We start from the raw sequence: 15,837 nt of genomic DNA, 5'->3' as shown, positions 1-15,837 counted from the left end.
AACCCGCTTTCCGCAGAAATGAACGATCGCACCTGCATCGTTACCCGCAAGCAGGCCGAACCGGATGATCTGATCCGCTTCGTCGTCGGCCCGGATTCGGTCGTCGTCCCGGATATCAAGAGAAGTCTGCCCGGCCGTGGTTGCTGGGTGACCGCCGACCGCCTACATATGGACAAGGCGGCGGCGAAGAACTTGTTCGCGCGCGCTTTCAAGGCGCAGGTGACCGTGCCTGCCGAACTAGGCCTCATGGTCGACGGGTTGCTCGCCAAATCCGCGCTGGGCATGCTTGGCATGGCCCGCAAGGCGGGTGCCATCGGGCTTGGCGCGACCAAGGTTGAAAGTGCGGTGCGCTCCGGCCTGGCGCTTTTCGTGTTGCATGCCACGGAAGCTTCGGAAGACGGCGTGCGCAAGATCAGCCAGGCACGGCGGGCGACAGTGCATCTGGACGGACCTTCCGTCCTTGCCTACAAACTTTTCTCCGAGGCCGATTTGAGTTTGGCATTTGGGGGCACAAATGTGATACATGCTGCCGTTCTCGCGGGCGACGCGGGCAAGGCGGTCCTGAAGCGCATGGTTGCGCTCGACCGATACAGGGGCGGAACCCCGGATGATCTGGCAATGCTTGCGGCCGTTGCTGACGAAGATGGCGCCGCAGAGGATATGGAATGAGCGATACCAAATCGGGCGACGACAAGACACTGAGCGTCAAGAAGACCTTGACCCTGAAGCGTCCGGGCGTGGAGCAGGGCGTCGTGCGCCAGAGCTTTTCGCATGGCCGCACCAAGCAGGTCGTGGTTGAGACCAAGAAGCGCAAGTTCTCGATGCCCGGCGACAAGCCGGAACCGGTGGCCGCGCCCGCTTCCGTCTTCGCGCCGAAGCCACAGGCTCCCGTTGCCGCTCCCGTCGTTGTGGAAGCGCCCAAGGTCGTGACGCCTCCCCCCCCGCCGGTCGACCGTGGCGGCGTGGTGCTGAACGAACTGTCGCGCAGCGAAATGGAAGCGCGCCGCCGCGCTCTTGAAGGCTCGCAAGCCCGCGACATCGAGGATCGCCAGCGCGCCATCGAGGACGGCAAGCGCCGTGCCGAGGAAGACGAGCGCCGCAAGCGCGAGCGCGACGAATCCGCTCGCCGTCAGGCCGAAGAAGAGTCTCGCCTCCAGGCCGAGGCCGAATCGCGCCGTCGCGCCGAGGAAGAAGCCCGCCGCCGCGCCCCGCAGGCTGCCGACATGGTTGCGGCCGACGACGAAGAGGTCAAGCCGAAACGCGTCGGCGCCGTAGCCGGCGCGCCGGTTCGCCGCCTGGTCACGCCCGAAGTGGCGCGCCCGGCCAAGCCGACCAAGAGCGAGGAAGATCGCCGCCGTGGCAAGCTGACCCTCAACACGGCGCTTGCCGGTGAAGAGGCGCGTGCGCGTTCGCTTTCGTCGATGCGCCGGCGCCAGGAGAAATTCAAGCGCGCGATGCATAATGAGCCGCGCGAGAAGGTAATGCGCGAAGTGATCTTGCCCGAAACCATCACCATCCAGGAGTTGGCGCAGCGCATGTCCGAGCGCTCCGTCGACGTGGTCAAGTACTTCATGAAACAGGGCCAGATCCTGAAGCCGGGCGACGTCATCGACGCCGACACGGCCGAACTGGTCGCCACCGAATTCGGCCACACGGTCCGTCGCGTTGCCGAGTCCGACATCGAGGAAGGCCTGTTCAACATCGCCGATAACGAGGAAGACCTGGTCAGCCGCCCGCCGGTGGTGACGATCATGGGTCACGTCGACCACGGCAAGACGTCGCTGCTCGACGCCATCCGCAACGCGCATGTGCAGACGACCGAAGCCGGTGGCATCACCCAGCATATCGGGGCCTATCAGGTCGAGAAGAACGGCCAGAAGATCACCTTCATCGACACGCCCGGCCACGCCGCCTTTACGGCGATGCGTGCGCGTGGCGCGCAGGCCACCGACATCGCCATTCTGGTGGTGGCGGCCGACGATAGCGTCATGCCGCAGACGATTGAGTCGATCAGCCATGCCAAGGCCGCCGGCGTGCCGATCATCGTGGCGATCAACAAGATCGACAAGCACGATGCCGATGCGCAGAAGGTCCGCTCGGAACTGCTGCGCCACGAGGTGTTCGTGGAATCGATGGGCGGCGAAGTGCTGGATGTCGAAGTGTCGGCCAAGAACGGCACCAACATCGACAAACTGCTCGAAGCGATCCTGCTGCAGTCCGAAATCCTCGACCTCAAGGCCAATCCGGACCGCACCGCCGAAGGCGTGGTCATCGAGGCGCAGCTCGACAAGGGGCGCGGTCCCGTCGCCACGGTGCTGGTGCAGACCGGTACGCTGATGCCCGGCGATATTCTCGTCGCCGGCAACGAATGGGGCAGGGTGCGCGCGCTGGTTACCGACCGTGGCGCGCAGATCAAGGAAGCCCTGCCTTCCATGCCGGTCGAGGTGCTTGGCCTGCAGGGCACGCCGCTGGCCGGCGATCGCTTCGCCGTGGTCAACAACGAGGCCCGTGCCCGCGAAATCACCGAGTACCGCCAGCGTCTGGCGCACGACAAGGCGGTTGCCCGCAATGCCGGCCAGCGTGGTTCGCTCGAGCAGATGATGTCGCAGTTGCAGAACACCGGGTACAAGGAGTTCCCGCTGCTCATCAAGGGCGACGTGCAGGGCTCGATCGAAGCCATCGTTGCGGCGCTCGACAAATTGGGCACCGACGAAGTGCGGGCGCGTATCGTCCATGCGGGCGCCGGCGGCATCACCGAAAGCGACGTTTCGCTGGCCGAGACGTCCGGTGCTGCCATGATCGGCTTCAACGTGCGCGCCAATCCGCAGGCACGCGTCGCCGCAGTGGCTGCCGGCATCGAAATTCGCTACTACAACGTCATCTACGACCTCGTGGATGATGTGAAGGCAGCGATGTCGGGCCTGCTGTCGCCGGAGCGTCGCGAGACCTTCATCGGCAATGCCGAAATTCTCGAAATCTTCGACATCACCAAGGTCGGCAAGATCGCCGGCTGCCGTGTCACCGAAGGCAAGGTCGAACGTGGTGCGGGCGTACGCCTCATCCGCGACGACGTCGTGATCCACGAAGGCACGCTCAAGACGCTCAAGCGCTTCAAGGACGAAGTGGCCGAAGTGCCGGGCGGCCAGGAATGCGGCATGGCCTTCCAGAACTACGAGGACATGCGTGCCGGCGACGTCATCGAGTGCTTCCGTGTCGAGATGGTGACGCGGACGCTTTAAGGGCTCCGCACGCAACGACCATGAGGGAGGGCGGCAAGTGCCGCCTTCCCACCATTTTGAGCACCTGTCGCGGTCCCATCCCGCCACGCGTGTCTCCAGGACCAGAGAAAAATGCTCCATTCCGCAAAAGGCCCATCCCAGCGCATGCTTCGCGTCGGCGAACAGGTGCGTCATGCCCTGTCCGAGATGCTGCAGCGCGGCGACATTCTCGATCCGCTGATCGAAACGACGGTCATCTCCGTATCCGAGGTGCGCATGTCGCCCGATTTGAAGATTGCCACCGCCTTCGTTTCGCCGCTTGGCGCCAAAGACGCCGATGCGGTCATCGAGGCGCTCAACAAGCATGCGAAATTCGTGCGCGGGCGGGTTTCGTCGGCGCTCAGGCAGATGAAATACATGCCGGAGTTCCGCTTTCGGCTGGATACGAGTTTCGACAATTTCCAGAAGATCAACCAGCTTTTGCATTCGCCTGAAGTGGCGCGCGATCTCGACCGCGATGAAGACGACAAGGATGAGAAATAGTGGCGCGTCGCGGTAAGAAGAAGGGCCGGCCGATTTCCGGCTGGGTGGTGCTGGACAAGCCCGTCGGCATGGGTTCGACGGATGCCGTCTCCAAGGTGAAGTGGCTGTTCCAGGCTGAAAAGGCGGGCCATGCCGGCACGCTGGACCCGCTGGCGTCCGGCATGCTGCCGATCGCGCTGGGAGACGCGACCAAGACGGTGCCTTATGTGCAGGACGGCGCCAAGATTTACCGCTTTACCGTGGCATGGGGGCAGGAACACTCCACCGACGATCTGGAAGGGCCGGTGACGAAGAGTTCCGAAAAGCGCCCATCGGAAGCGGAAGTGGCGGCGCTTTTGCCAAAATACACCGGCGTCATCATGCAGATACCGCCGCAGTTTTCGGCAATCAAGATTGCCGGCGAGCGCGCTTACGATCTGGCCCGCAGCGGGGCTGCGGTGGAGATTCCGGCACGCGAGGTTGAAATCGGCCGGCTCGAAATCATCGAGCACGGTGCCGACAGCACGATTTTCGAGACCGAATGCGGCAAGGGCACCTATGTGCGCTCCCTGGCCCGCGACATGGGCCGCGACCTCGGTTGTTTCGGCCACATCGCCGATCTGCGCCGCATGGAGGTCGACCCTTTCACGGCGGACGATTTCGTCACGATTGCCCAGTTGGAGGCTGCCCGCTTCGGCGACCAGCCCAAGGACGTGCCGCTGGCTGAGGCGACGGGTGAAGACGTGGCCGAAGTGGAGCCTGCTCGTCTGCCGGATCGTTTCGACGACATCGACGCGCTTCTGGTCGACACGGTCGCAGCCCTCGATTGCCTGCCGCAGGTGGCCGTCAGCGACGATGCCGCGACCAAGATCAGGCTGGGCAATCCGGTCGTCATCCGCGGCCGCGATGCACCCGTCGAGGCCGAGGAGGCTTGCGCCACGGTGCGCGGCCGGCTGGTCGCCATCGGCGCGATCGAGCAGGGCATGTTCAAGCCCAAGCGCGTCTTCGGCGGCTGAAACCCCGACGCGTCTCTTGACACCGGCGATGGTCGACGCCCATAGGAACCATCGCAAGGGCGGCCATGACCATGAAGCGTACCAAGGTGAAGAAGCGGCGGACACCGGTGGGCGCATCGCCCGGAACGCTCATCGCCGACCCGACTGCCAGCCGCAGCGAGCTTCGGCTGACGCTGATTTCGCCCGAGAAATGCAAGACCATCGACAATGCCAGCATTGCCGATGTCGCGGCTCATTGCGACAAGCAGCACACCTTGTGGCTGGACTGCGTCGGGCTTGGCAGCATCGAGCTGATCAGCGAGATCGGCCGCATCTTCAATCTCCATCCGCTCGCCCTGGAAGACGTGGTCAATACCGGCCAGCGGCCCAAGACCGACTTCTTCGAGGATCATGCCTTTGTCGTGCTCTCGATGATCGACGATGTCGCCGCGCATCGCTACGAGCAGATTGCCGTGTTCTTCGGCGAGAAATTCGTCGTCACCTTTCAGGAGCGGAAAGGCGATCCGTTCGACCCCGTGCGCAAGCGCATTGAAAGCCCGATGCCCAATCGGCTGCGCTCGCGCGGCTCGGACTATCTGGCTTATGCGCTGATCGACGCCATCGTCGACAGCTATTTCCCGCCGGTCGAGGCGGCCAGCGAGTTCATCGACGGTATCGAGGACCAGATGATGAATGCGCCGCAAAAGCAGCAAATGCGCAAGCTGCACGAGTTGCGGCGCGGCACCAACGTCCTGAAGGGGACGTTGTGGCCGCTGCGCGACGCGCTTGCCGCCTTGATCCGCAGCGAGGCGCCCTGCGTGAGTGCCGACACGAAAATTTTCCTGAACGATACGCTCGACCACTCGATGCGCCTGATCGAACTGGTCGAGACGCAGCGCGATACGGTGACGGGCCTGATGGAAATGCACCTGTCGCTGTCCCAGGCGCGCACCAACGACATCATCAGCTACCTGACCATCGTGTCCGTGATCTTCATGCCGCTGACCTTTCTCGTCGGCGTATGGGGCATGAATTTCGACCCCGACACATCGCCCTGGAACATGCCGGAACTGCGCGCCTATTACGGTTATCCGTCGGCGCTGCTGTTCATGGCGGCCGTGGCTGCCGGTCTCATCGGCTTCTTCAAGTGGAAAAAGTGGCTGTAACGCCGCTTTTCAAATGCCGCTGGCTTTTCCGGTCAAACTGGACTATATGCGCCGCAACATCGCGCCATGTCGCTTTGTTTCATTGACCCCTGCTGGACGACATCCCGGCTGTGGGCGCCTCGTTTCCTCAAACATAAAGGAAAAGTACGATGTCGATTACTGCCGAACGCAAACAGGAATTGATGGGCGAATTCGCCACGGCCAAGGGCGATACCGGTTCTCCGGAAGTCCAGGTTGCCATCCTTTCCGAGCGCATCAAGAACCTGACGGACCATTTCAAGGACCACAAGAAGGATAACCATTCCCGCCGTGGCCTTTTGGCTCTCGTCTCCCAGCGCCGCAGCCTGCTCGATTATCTCAATCGCAAGGACAGCGCGCGCTACCAGACGTTGATCGAGAAGCTCGGTCTGCGCCGCTGACTAATTGACCGGCGGGCTCTACGCCCGCCGGTCGCGCATTCGGGCAGGCCATCTGGTCGGCCCAACCCGGTTTCGAGACGGCACAGGGCCGCTCGGGACTGCCATGGACGGTCATGGGGCAGGATTGCAGGACGCTCGCGCGGCACCAGGGCCGCATTTACCGGAGCTTCCCGTTGTCTTGCCCGTGGCTGGTCCGCAAGGAAGCCAGGAAAAGAACACCCGCGCACAATCAAAGAGCGCGGCCTTTTCCCATATGAAGGACAAGAAATGTTCAATTACCACAAAGTGGAAATCGAATGGGGTGGGCGTCCGCTTACCCTTGAAACCGGCAAGATCGCCCGCCAGGCCGATGGCGCTGTGCTCGCGACCTACGGCGAGACCAAGGTTCTGGCCACCGTCGTCTCGATGAAAGAGCCGAAGCCGGGCCTCGATTTCTTCCCGCTTACCGTCAACTACCAGGAAAAGACCTACGCCGCCGGCAAGATCCCGGGCGGCTATTTCAAGCGCGAAGGCCGTCCGAGCGAGAAGGAAACGCTGGTTTCGCGTCTCATCGACCGCCCGATCCGTCCGCTGTTCGCCGCCGGCTACAAGAACGATACCCAGGTGGTCGTCACCGTCGTCCAGCATGATCTCGAAAACGATCCGGACATTCTCGCCATCGTCGCCACTTCGGCTGCGCTGACGCTTTCCGGCGTGCCCTTCATGGGCCCGATCGGCGGCGCGCGCGTCGGCTACATCAACGGCGAATACGTGCTGAACCCGCATGTCGACGAGATGCAGGAATCCAAGCTCGACCTGATCGTCGCCGGCACCACCGACGCCGTGCTGATGGTCGAGTCGGAAGCCAAGGAACTCGGCGAAGAGCTGATGCTCGGCGCTGTCATGTTCGGCCAGAAGGGCTTCCAGCCGGTGATCGACGCGATCATCAAGCTGGCCGAGGCTGCCGCCAAGGAACCGCGCGACTTCACCGCGCCGGACAATTCCGCCCTTGAAGCCGAGATGCTGAAGATCGTCGGCGACGAACTCAGCGTAGCCTACAAGAACGTCGACAAGCAGCAGCGTTATGCCGCGGTCGATGCCGTCAAGGCCAAGGTCAAGGCAGCGTTTGCACCGGCCGAAGGCGAAGACGCAAAATACACGTCCGAGCAGATCGGTTCCGTGTTCAAGGAACTCCAGGCCAAGGTCGTGCGCTGGAACATCCTCGACACCGGTTCGCGCATCGACGGCCGCGACCTCTCGACGGTCCGCAAGATCGTCTCGGAAGTCGGCGTCCTGCCGCGCACCCACGGTTCGGCGCTGTTCACACGCGGCGAAACCCAGGCGCTGGTCGTTGCCACGCTGGGCACCGGCGAGGACGAGCAGTATGTCGATAGCCTGACCGGCATGTACAAGGAGAAGTTCCTTCTCCATTACAACTTCCCGCCCTATTCGGTTGGTGAAACCGGCCGCATGGGTTCGCCAGGCCGCCGCGAAATCGGCCATGGCAAGCTTGCCTGGCGCGCCATTCGTCCGATGCTGCCGACCGCCGACCAGTTCCCCTACACGCTGCGCGTCGTCTCGGAGATCACCGAATCCAACGGTTCGTCCTCGATGGCCACCGTCTGCGGCACCTCGCTGGCGCTGATGGATGCCGGCGTTCCGCTGGCAAAGCCGGTTGCGGGCATTGCCATGGGCCTTATCAAGGAAGGCGAGCGCTTCGCGGTTCTCTCCGACATCCTCGGTGACGAGGATCACCTCGGCGACATGGACTTCAAGGTCGCCGGCACCGAAGGCGGCATCACCTCGCTGCAGATGGACATCAAGATCGACGGCATCACCGAGGAGATCATGAAGATCGCTCTCGGCCAGGCCAAGGACGGTCGTTTGCACATCCTGGGCGAGATGGCCAATGCGCTGACCGGCGCGCGCGCCGAACTCGGCGAATTCGCTCCGCGCATCGAGGTCATGCACATCCCGACCGACAAGATCCGTGACGTGATCGGTTCGGGCGGCAAGGTCATCCGCGAGATCGTGGAAAAAACCGGCGCCAAGATCAACATCGAGGACGACGGCACGGTCAAGATCGCTTCTTCCAATGCCAAGGAGATCGAGGCGGCGAAGAAGTGGATCCACACCATCGTTGCCGAGCCGGAAGTCGGTGAAATCTACGAAGGCACGGTCGTCAAGACCGCCGACTTCGGCGCTTTCGTCAACTTCTTCGGCCCCAAGGACGGCCTGGTCCACATCTCGCAGCTTGCCAACGACCGCGTCGCCAAGACGTCGGACGTGGTCAAGGAAGGCGACAAGGTCTGGGTCAAGCTGATGGGCTTCGACGAGCGCGGCAAGGTTCGCCTGTCGATGAAGGTCGTCGACCAGGCCACCGGCAAGGAACTGGCCAAGGAAAAGAAGCCTGAAGGCGAAGAAGACGCCGCCTGATTGGGCTGATTTAGCGATCAAACGGGCGTGCCATCATGGCGCGCCCGTTTTCGTTTTATCGCCAGTTTTGATGAGATGACACTCTACGTTGCCCCTCTCTTTCCTGCCGGACATCTCCCCCACAAGGGGGAGATCATTCACCTCAGCGTGTTCGCCAATTCACGACGTCGCAGAACGGGTGGGTCCATCGCGGCCGGCTGATCTCCCTCCTTGTGGGGGAGATGTCCGGCAGGACAGAGAGGGGCGCTGTCCCGCTGCGGTCGGCCAACAGCACGAACAAAGAAACCGGTATCCATGTCCACTGAACCGTTGAAAACCCTGTTCCACCCCTTCGAGGCCGACGCGGTTCCCTTGCCGGCCAAGGGCGCAAAAATTCTGTTCCTCGGCGCGGAACCCGGCTTTCGCTTGCCGGATGGGTTCGACGCGCCATTGCACCTCGTGCAGGGCTTTCGCCCCTCCTTGCGGGTGCTTGAAACGGCCGGACACATGGTAACGTCTCGCCCGCAAGGCGAAGGCTGCGACATGGCGCTCATCCTGGCCGGTCGCCATCGCGGCCAGAACGAACTGCGCATCGCTGATGCGCTGGAGCGCACCGCACCGGGCGGGTTGATCCTAGTCGCCGGTAGCAAGGACGATGGCATCGCGCCCTTGCGCAAGCGCATCGGGGAATTGGTGGCGCTTGAGGGACATCTGCCGAAACATCACGGCATCGCCTTCTGGTTCCGGCGGCCGGAAAGCGACGAGGTGGCCAAGACGCTTCGTGCCGTCAATCCCGAGCTTCTGGTCGAGGATCGCTTCCATACCGCACCGGGCATGTTCTCCTTCGACCGGATCGACACAGGCTCTAAACTGCTGGCCGATCATCTGCCCCGCGACCTTCGCGGTCACGTTGCCGATTTCTGTGCCGGCTGGGGTTATCTGTCGGTCGAAGTCCTGGCGCGCTGTCCCGGTGTGACCGGCCTCGATCTCTATGAGGCGGATTTCGAGGCGCTGGAGGCCGCGAAACGCAATGTTGTCAAAGGCGAGATCGAGCCCCGTTTTTTCTGGATCGACCTGCTTGCAGAGCCGGCCGAGCAGCGTTACGACGCCATCGTCATGAACCCGCCCTTTCACCGGGCGCGCGCCACTGAGCCTGAAATCGGTGCCGGCATGATCCGCGCCGCCGCCAAGGCGCTCAAGCCGGGCGGGCGGCTGTTCATGGTGGCCAACCGGCAATTGCCCTATGAGGCGACGCTGGACGCCGCGTTTTCGAGCTATGGCGAGATCGTCCGCGAGGGCATGTTCAAGGTGTTTTCCGCACGCCGCTGAAACCCGCTTCTAGCGCAGATTGGCGAAGCGCCGTTCCAGCACCTGGCGCTCAGCGACAGCGGTGCCCGCCTCGACCGTCAGCGGCGCCGGCAGGCCGAACAGGAAGCCTTGCACCACCTCGCATCCGGCCGCGCGCAGCAGCGTCGCCTGGTTCTCCGTCTCCACCCCTTCGGCGATGATGGAAACACCAAGGGCGCGCGAAAGCCCGACAATGGTGGAGACGACCGCGCCGGAATTCGAATCGGTATCCATGCGGCTGACGAAGGAGCGGTCGATCTTGAGTTTTCCGAACGCGAAATCGATCAGGTAGCTGAGATTGGAATAGCCGGTGCCGAAATCGTCGACGGCGACCGAAATGCCCATTTCGGCAAGCTGCTTCAGGATCGCGGCGGCGCGGACACGGTCCTGCATCATCGCCGTCTCGGTAATTTCCAGTTCAAGCCGGGAGGGCTCGATGCCGGTTTCGGCAATCGTGCTGCGGACAAGGCCGATGAAGTCCTTGGTCATGAACTGCACCGGCGAGATGTTGACGGCGACGAAGCAGTCGTCGGGCAGGTAGCGGGCATCGGTGCAAGCCTTGCGCAGCACCCATTCGCCGATGGGCACGATCATGCCGGTTTCCTCGGCGATCGGGATGAATTCCATAGGCTGGATCATGCCGCGTTCGGGATGCTTCCAGCGGATCAACGCCTCGTAGCCCACGGTGCGGCCGGTAGAAAGGTCGAATTGCGGTTGGTAGTGCAGGCCGAAATCGCCCCGCAGGAATGCCGGGTGAAGCTCGGACTCGACCCACTGGCGGTGTTCGGCGACCTTTCCCATTTCAGGCTGGAAGACGGACCAGTTTCCCACCCCGCTGGCCCGTGCATGCTGCAGGGCCAGGTTGGAATGCCGCAACAAGAGAACCGGATCGGTTCCATCCTTGGGCATGGCGACGACGCCCATGGAAATGCTGACGGCCTGCAAATGCGTGGATAGCTGGTAAGGCTCCGTCATCGTGTCGATCAACCTGCTGGCAATCGATTCCATGGAGCCGGCGGTGATTTCGCGGTCGGGAAGCAGGATGGCGAACTCGCTGGCCCCGATGCGCCCCATCACCAGGCCATCGGGAACGCAGCCTTGCAGGCGCTGCGCGAAAAGGCGGATCAGTTCGTCGCCCTGGCTGTAGCCGATTGCATCGTTGATCGCCTTGAACCGGTCGATGTCGATGTCGAGGAGATAGACCGGCTCGCCCGTTCTCGCCGTCGCCGATGCGGCTTCGGCGATCTTGCCGACCATGGCGGGCCGCGCCAGAAGGCCGGTCAGCTTGTCGAAATTGGTTTCCGAGAACACATAGTCGGCGGATTCGTCGACGCCCGCATAGAAGGACAGGGCAGCGCCGGCCGCGGCAAGCGCGCAAAGTGCGGCGATAATGCCGACCACCGTTGCGGCGTCCAGCCCGGCCAGCCCGTCGCCAAACCCGAACTTCAGGCCCCAGATGCCAAGAATGAAACTACCGATGCCGGAACTGGCAATGGTGATGAGCCTAAACGTCGGCGTACGGTTCGGGTTTTTGACGAAAGACATACAAAACGTCCCCAGGAAGGGACGCTTATACCCTAACTCTACTTAAAATGCGTTTCCGCGCTTTGCTACAATTTTAGCGAAACCTATTCCCGTCCGCCATCCATTTCCTTGAGCGCCTCGAGCGTCGGCATGGAGACGATATGGTAGCCCGAGTCGACATAATGGATTTCGCCGGTAACGCCGGAGGACAGGTCGGACAGGAGGTAGAGGGCGGAGCCGCCGACTTCGTCGATGGTGACGGTGCGGCGCAGCGGCGAGTTGCGCTGCTGATAGCCGAACATGTGGCGGGCATCGGAAATGCCGGCGCCGGCAAGGGTGCGCACCGGGCCGGCAGAAATGCCGTTTACCCGGATCCCGCGCGGGCCATAATCATTGGCGAGGTAGCGCACGCTGGCTTCCAGGCCTGCCTTGGCGACACCCATGACGTTGTAGTTCGGCATGACGCGGACCGAGCCGGCATAGGTCAGCGTGACCATCGCACCGCCGTCCTTCATCAGGGCCGCGGCATGGCGCGCGACCTCGGTGAACGAATAGCAGGAAACGACCATGGTGCGCACGAAGTTGTCGCGGCTGGTATCGGCGTAAAGGCCCTTCAACTCGTTCTTGTCGGAGAACCCAATGGCATGGACGATGAAATCCAGTCCGCCCCAGGCGTCGCGCAGCGTGTCGAATGTCGCGGCGATCGACGCACTGTCTTCGACGTCGCACGGAACGACGAGCGACGCGCCGACCTGTTCGGCCAGCGGCTTGACCCGGCGTCCGAACGCTTCGCCCTGATAGGTGAAGGCGAGTTCGGCACCCTGTTCGGAAAGCTTCCTGGCGATGCCCCAGGCAATCGAATGATCGTTGGCCACGCCCATGACAAGCCCGCGCTTGCCCTTCATTAATCCAGTCATGGCGAGCAGTCCTTCGAGATGAGCGAGTAGCGAATAACGAATAGCGAGGTGTGAACGAAGGAAAGGTGAGCTGCGCGATAGGTAGGCATCTATCTATTCGCTACTCCCTATTCGCTCACGTGTAGCGCTGAAAGACCAGCGTGGCGTTGGTGCCGCCGAAGCCGAACGAGTTGGACAGCACGGTATCGATCCTGGCGTCGTCGATGCGCTTGCGCACGATCGGCATGCCCTCGAATTCCGGGTCCAACTGTTCGATATGCGCGCTCTCGCCGATGAACTTTCCCTGCATCATCAGGATCGAATAGATCGATTCCTGCACGCCCGCCGCCCCCAGCGAATGGCCGGTCAACGACTTGGTCGAGGTGATGTAGGGCATCGCGTCGCCAAACACCTCGCGGATGGCGCCCATTTCCTTGGAATCGCCGACCGGCGTCGAGGTGCCGTGCGTGTTGATGTAGTCGATGGGCGTCGAAACCGTGGCTATCGCCTGCCGCATGCAGCGCTTGGCGCCTTCGCCCGATGGCGCGACCATGTCATGGCCGTCGGATGTGGCGCCATAACCGACGATCTCGGCGTAAATCTTCGCGCCGCGCGCCTTGGCATGCTCCAGTTCCTCAAGGATAAGAACACCCGCGCCGCCGGCAATGACGAAACCGTCGCGGCTGACGTCATAGGCGCGCGACGCCGTGGAAGCCTGGTCGTTGAACTTGGACGACATCGCGCCCATGGCGTCGAACAGGTCGGACATGGTCCAGTCGAGGTCTTCGTGGCCGCCCGCGAACATCACATCCTGCTTGCCCCACTGGATCAGTTCGGCCGCGTTGCCGATGCAATGCGCCGAGGTCGAGCAGGCCGACGAGATCGAATAGTTGACGCCGTGGATCTTGAACCATGTGGCCAGCGTGGCCGACGCCGTGGACGACATCGCCTTCGGCACCGCGAACGGGCCGATGCGCTTGGGCGAACCGTTCTTCAAGGTGGTTTCGGCCGCTTCGACGATGACGCGGGTGGACGGGCCGCCCGAACCCATGACGATGCCGGTGCGCTCATTGGTTATGTCGCTTTCCTCAAGCCCGGAATCGGCGATGGCCTGGACCATGGCGACATGGTTCCACGCCCCGCCGCGCGACAGGAAGCGCATGGCGCGCCGATCGACCAGTTCCGTCGGGTCGAGCGTCGGCGCGCCCCAGACCTGCGAGCGGAAGCCATGTTCGGCGAAGGATTCGGAAAAGCTGATGCCGGATCTGGCATCGCGCAGCGAAGCCTGCACCTCGGCTGCGTCGTTTCCGATGGACGATACGATGCCGAGGCCTGTCACTACGACGCGTCTCATGGGCGGGTTCCTTCCAGAGTCTCGGTGCCGGTCAGGCGGCTGCTTCCTGCTTCGACAGGCCGACCTTCAGGTCGGTTGCCTTGTAGATAGGTTCGCCATCGGCTTTCAGCCAGCCATCGGCGATGCCGAGCACCAGTCTTCCGCGCATGACGCGCTTGAAGTCGATGCCGTATTCGACCTTCTTGACCGAAGGCGTGACCATGCCCTTGAATTTTACCTCGCCGGTGGACAGCGCCATGCCCTTGCCGGGTTCGCCCAGCCAGCCGAGGAAAAAGCCGGTGAGCTGCCACATGGCATCGAGGCCAAGGCAGCCGGGCATGACCGGGTTGCCGATAAAGTGGCAGGGGAAGAACCAGAGATCGGGCTTGATGTCGAATTCGGCGCGGATGAAGCCCTTGTCGAACTCGCCGCCGGTTTCGCTGATCTCGGTGATGCGGTCGAACATCAGCATTGGCGGGGCCGGCAGTTGGGCGTTGCCCGGCCCGAACAGTTCGCCGCGCGCGCAGGCGAGCAGTTCCTCGTAGCCGTAACTGGATTTACCCACCATTGAGCGCCATCTCCAATCTGTTCGGGCGGCATACGCCCCTGCTTTTGGTTTTCCTGACACGTTTCAGGCCGAAAACCGACATTTGCGATTAACCTGCCACTCTTGCTGGGTCAATGCGCGCTATTGATCGTATAGCGCCGAACGAATATATGTTGAAGCGCAAGCAGAGGTAATCCGTCTTCTGTTTCGACCGTTTCCGCCTTTCGGGACCGAAATGAGGCGTTTCGGTAAAAGATGACGTTGAATCGACCAAGGGAAAGAGTTGCTGTGGACAAGCGGGTTCGAGATGCCGGCCTCAGGCCGACACGTCAGCGCATAGCGTTGGCCGACCTGATTTTTGCCAAGGGCGACCGCCATCTTTCGGCGGAAGAACTGCATGAGGAGGCGCAGGCGTCAGGCGTGCCCGTGTCGCTGGCAACCGTCTACAATGCGCTGCATCAGTTCACGCAGGCCGGTCTTCTGCGCATTCTGGCCGTGGAAGGCGCGAAGACCTATTTCGACACCAATACCTCCGACCATCACCACTTCTATGTCGAAGGCGAAAATAGGGTCTTCGACATCGACGGCGGGCAGGTGACCGTCGGTAACCTGCCCGAGCCGCCGGAAGGTATGGAAATCGTCAATGTCGACATCGTGGTGCGGCTGCGCCCGCGCCGCAAGGCCGTCGGCCTGGAGCCGCGCGAAGCCGATTGACCGGGCGAAAATCGCTGGCCGCTTTCAAGAATCACAAAACCGCTTATTTCGGTGCTTCGGAGCGAAAAGTCAGTCCTTGACCTTTTCGCCGGGATAAGCGCCCCACAGGGACGACTGGCTGAGCCAGCCCGTGTGGCCGTCGAAAGTCATTTCGCACCACTGGCCGTTGCACGCCTTGATCGAGCCGATGACACCCGGTTCGATAATGGCGATCACGGACGCTTTTTCGTCCGGCTCGCGGAGCAGGTTGATGCGGGTTTCCTTGCCTCGTTGCCAGGGCGTGACGATGGCCGTGCGCCGGCCCGACAGCAGGGATTGGTTGATCCAGCCTTCCGAGCCTTCCGCGTCGCGCACCCGCCGCCAGGTGTCGTATTCCTGCACGATCTCCATCGGCAGGCCGGACTTCGTGTACATCCATTCCACGGAATAGTTCACGCCCGGTCCGACGCGGGAGTTGACGCGGCCTGACTTGAGGCTGACGAAGCGGGGCAGGGGCAGGCCGCTGGGCCCAAGCGTCACGCTTTGCACGGGGGCCGCGGCACTTTGCGCGTCCGCAGGGGTGGAGAGCGCCATCGTGCCCAGGAATGCTGCGCTGAGGGCCAGGCGAAGCGACGCGAAACCAGACACTTTGTTCGTTTCTCCAACAGGACGGGCCGGCGGCAGGCGCCTTTTTCTTTGTCATCGGCGGCGCTGCTTGATACATGACATTCATGCTGCGGCCGGTTTCCAGTTTGGCTGGTCTTGGTTAAAGAGGTCTCAACA

Annotated in this window: 14 protein-coding genes; 9 read left to right on the top strand and 5 right to left on the bottom strand. The window is 62.5% G+C overall.

The features are described from left to right. Window positions 1-18 precede the first annotated feature (18 nt). The 8 genes from ACX3P1_RS16245 to ACX3P1_RS16210 all read left to right on the top strand — a co-directional run bounded on the left by ACX3P1_RS16245 (window position 19) and on the right by ACX3P1_RS16210 (window position 10,043). Window positions 19-669 carry an RNA-binding protein gene (locus tag ACX3P1_RS16245; protein ID WP_459080626.1) on the top strand — a complete coding sequence of 217 codons (651 nt, stop codon included), beginning with the start codon at window positions 19-21 and terminating at the stop codon, window positions 667-669. Further along, window positions 666-3,239 (top strand): translation initiation factor IF-2, encoded by a 2,574-nt coding sequence (infB, locus tag ACX3P1_RS16240; protein WP_459080625.1) that lies wholly within the window; start codon window positions 666-668, stop codon window positions 3,237-3,239. Before ACX3P1_RS16245 ends, infB begins: the two co-directional genes overlap by 4 nt. Before the next feature lie 111 nt (window positions 3,240-3,350). Next, window positions 3,351-3,761, top strand: coding sequence for a 30S ribosome-binding factor RbfA (rbfA, locus tag ACX3P1_RS16235; RefSeq protein ID WP_459080624.1), 411 nt, complete (start codon window positions 3,351-3,353; stop codon window positions 3,759-3,761). After that, the gene (gene truB / locus ACX3P1_RS16230) at window positions 3,761-4,756 is read left to right on the top strand and encodes a tRNA pseudouridine(55) synthase TruB (protein WP_459080623.1); all 996 of its coding nucleotides are present in this window, start codon (window positions 3,761-3,763) and stop codon (window positions 4,754-4,756) included. Before rbfA ends, truB begins: the two co-directional genes overlap by 1 nt. Window positions 4,757-4,827: 71 nt before the next feature. After that, a complete protein-coding gene (gene corA / locus ACX3P1_RS16225) occupies window positions 4,828-5,901 on the top strand; it encodes a magnesium/cobalt transporter CorA (RefSeq protein WP_459080622.1) in 1,074 nt (357 codons plus the stop codon). Between the two features lie 149 nt (window positions 5,902-6,050). Then, window positions 6,051-6,320 carry a 30S ribosomal protein S15 gene (rpsO, locus tag ACX3P1_RS16220; protein WP_459080621.1) on the top strand — a complete coding sequence of 90 codons (270 nt, stop codon included), beginning with the start codon at window positions 6,051-6,053 and terminating at the stop codon, window positions 6,318-6,320. Between the two features lie 267 nt (window positions 6,321-6,587). Then, entirely contained in the window at window positions 6,588-8,735 is a 2,148-nt protein-coding gene (pnp, locus tag ACX3P1_RS16215) for a polyribonucleotide nucleotidyltransferase (protein ID WP_459080620.1), read from the top strand. Between the two features lie 294 nt (window positions 8,736-9,029). After that, window positions 9,030-10,043, top strand: a complete 1,014-nt coding sequence (locus ACX3P1_RS16210) for a class I SAM-dependent methyltransferase (protein ID WP_459080619.1) — start codon at window positions 9,030-9,032, stop codon at window positions 10,041-10,043. Between the two features lie 9 nt (window positions 10,044-10,052). On the opposite strand, the gene ACX3P1_RS16205 is transcribed toward ACX3P1_RS16210, so the two are convergent. From ACX3P1_RS16205 to fabA, 4 genes are all read right to left on the bottom strand, one after another. Continuing rightward, complete coding sequence (locus ACX3P1_RS16205) at window positions 10,053-11,606, bottom strand: putative bifunctional diguanylate cyclase/phosphodiesterase (RefSeq protein ID WP_459080618.1); 1,554 nt, start codon at window positions 11,604-11,606, stop codon at window positions 10,053-10,055. Between the two features lie 83 nt (window positions 11,607-11,689). Beyond that, the gene (gene fabI, locus ACX3P1_RS16200) at window positions 11,690-12,502 is read right to left on the bottom strand and encodes an enoyl-ACP reductase FabI (protein ID WP_459080617.1); all 813 of its coding nucleotides are present in this window, start codon (window positions 12,500-12,502) and stop codon (window positions 11,690-11,692) included. A gap of 115 nt (window positions 12,503-12,617) precedes the next feature. Then, on the bottom strand, window positions 12,618-13,835 hold the full coding sequence (gene fabB, locus ACX3P1_RS16195) for a beta-ketoacyl-ACP synthase I (protein WP_459080616.1): 1,218 nt from the start codon (window positions 13,833-13,835) through the stop codon (window positions 12,618-12,620). A gap of 31 nt (window positions 13,836-13,866) precedes the next feature. After that, window positions 13,867-14,382, bottom strand: a complete 516-nt coding sequence (fabA, locus tag ACX3P1_RS16190) for a 3-hydroxyacyl-[acyl-carrier-protein] dehydratase FabA (protein WP_459080615.1) — start codon at window positions 14,380-14,382, stop codon at window positions 13,867-13,869. 234 nt (window positions 14,383-14,616) lie between these two features. Here fabA and irrA point away from each other — a divergent pair, with 234 nt between their 5' ends. Further along, window positions 14,617-15,075 (top strand): iron response transcriptional regulator IrrA, encoded by a 459-nt coding sequence (gene irrA / locus ACX3P1_RS16185; RefSeq protein ID WP_459080614.1) that lies wholly within the window; start codon window positions 14,617-14,619, stop codon window positions 15,073-15,075. Window positions 15,076-15,144: 69 nt separating this feature from the next. Here irrA and ACX3P1_RS16180 read toward each other — a convergent pair whose 3' ends face one another. Continuing rightward, window positions 15,145-15,702, bottom strand: coding sequence for an SH3 domain-containing protein (locus tag ACX3P1_RS16180; RefSeq protein ID WP_459080613.1), 558 nt, complete (start codon window positions 15,700-15,702; stop codon window positions 15,145-15,147). Between the last annotated feature and the right edge of the window lie 135 nt (window positions 15,703-15,837).

It is taken from the genome of Mesorhizobium sp. A623, assembly GCF_054489405.1.
This window is presented reverse-complemented; position numbering and strand designations above follow the sequence as displayed.

What these genes read in the sequence shown, in the direction of transcription:
- ACX3P1_RS16245 (WP_459080626.1), top strand. Translation starts at nt 19, where the DNA reads ATGAACGATCGCACCTGCATCGTTACCCGCAAGCAGGCCGAACCGGAT.
- infB (WP_459080625.1), top strand. Translation starts at nt 666, where the DNA reads ATGAGCGATACCAAATCGGGCGACGACAAGACACTGAGCGTCAAGAAG.
- rbfA (WP_459080624.1), top strand. Translation starts at nt 3,351, where the DNA reads ATGCTCCATTCCGCAAAAGGCCCATCCCAGCGCATGCTTCGCGTCGGC.
- corA (WP_459080622.1), top strand. Translation starts at nt 4,828, where the DNA reads ATGAAGCGTACCAAGGTGAAGAAGCGGCGGACACCGGTGGGCGCATCG.
- rpsO (WP_459080621.1), top strand. Translation starts at nt 6,051, where the DNA reads ATGTCGATTACTGCCGAACGCAAACAGGAATTGATGGGCGAATTCGCC.
- pnp (WP_459080620.1), top strand. Translation starts at nt 6,588, where the DNA reads ATGTTCAATTACCACAAAGTGGAAATCGAATGGGGTGGGCGTCCGCTT.
- ACX3P1_RS16210 (WP_459080619.1), top strand. Translation starts at nt 9,030, where the DNA reads ATGTCCACTGAACCGTTGAAAACCCTGTTCCACCCCTTCGAGGCCGAC.
- ACX3P1_RS16205 (WP_459080618.1), bottom strand. Translation starts at nt 11,606, where the DNA reads ATGTCTTTCGTCAAAAACCCGAACCGTACGCCGACGTTTAGGCTCATC.
- fabI (WP_459080617.1), bottom strand. Translation starts at nt 12,502, where the DNA reads ATGACTGGATTAATGAAGGGCAAGCGCGGGCTTGTCATGGGCGTGGCC.
- fabB (WP_459080616.1), bottom strand. Translation starts at nt 13,835, where the DNA reads ATGAGACGCGTCGTAGTGACAGGCCTCGGCATCGTATCGTCCATCGGA.
- fabA (WP_459080615.1), bottom strand. Translation starts at nt 14,382, where the DNA reads ATGGTGGGTAAATCCAGTTACGGCTACGAGGAACTGCTCGCCTGCGCG.
- irrA (WP_459080614.1), top strand. Translation starts at nt 14,617, where the DNA reads ATGACGTTGAATCGACCAAGGGAAAGAGTTGCTGTGGACAAGCGGGTT.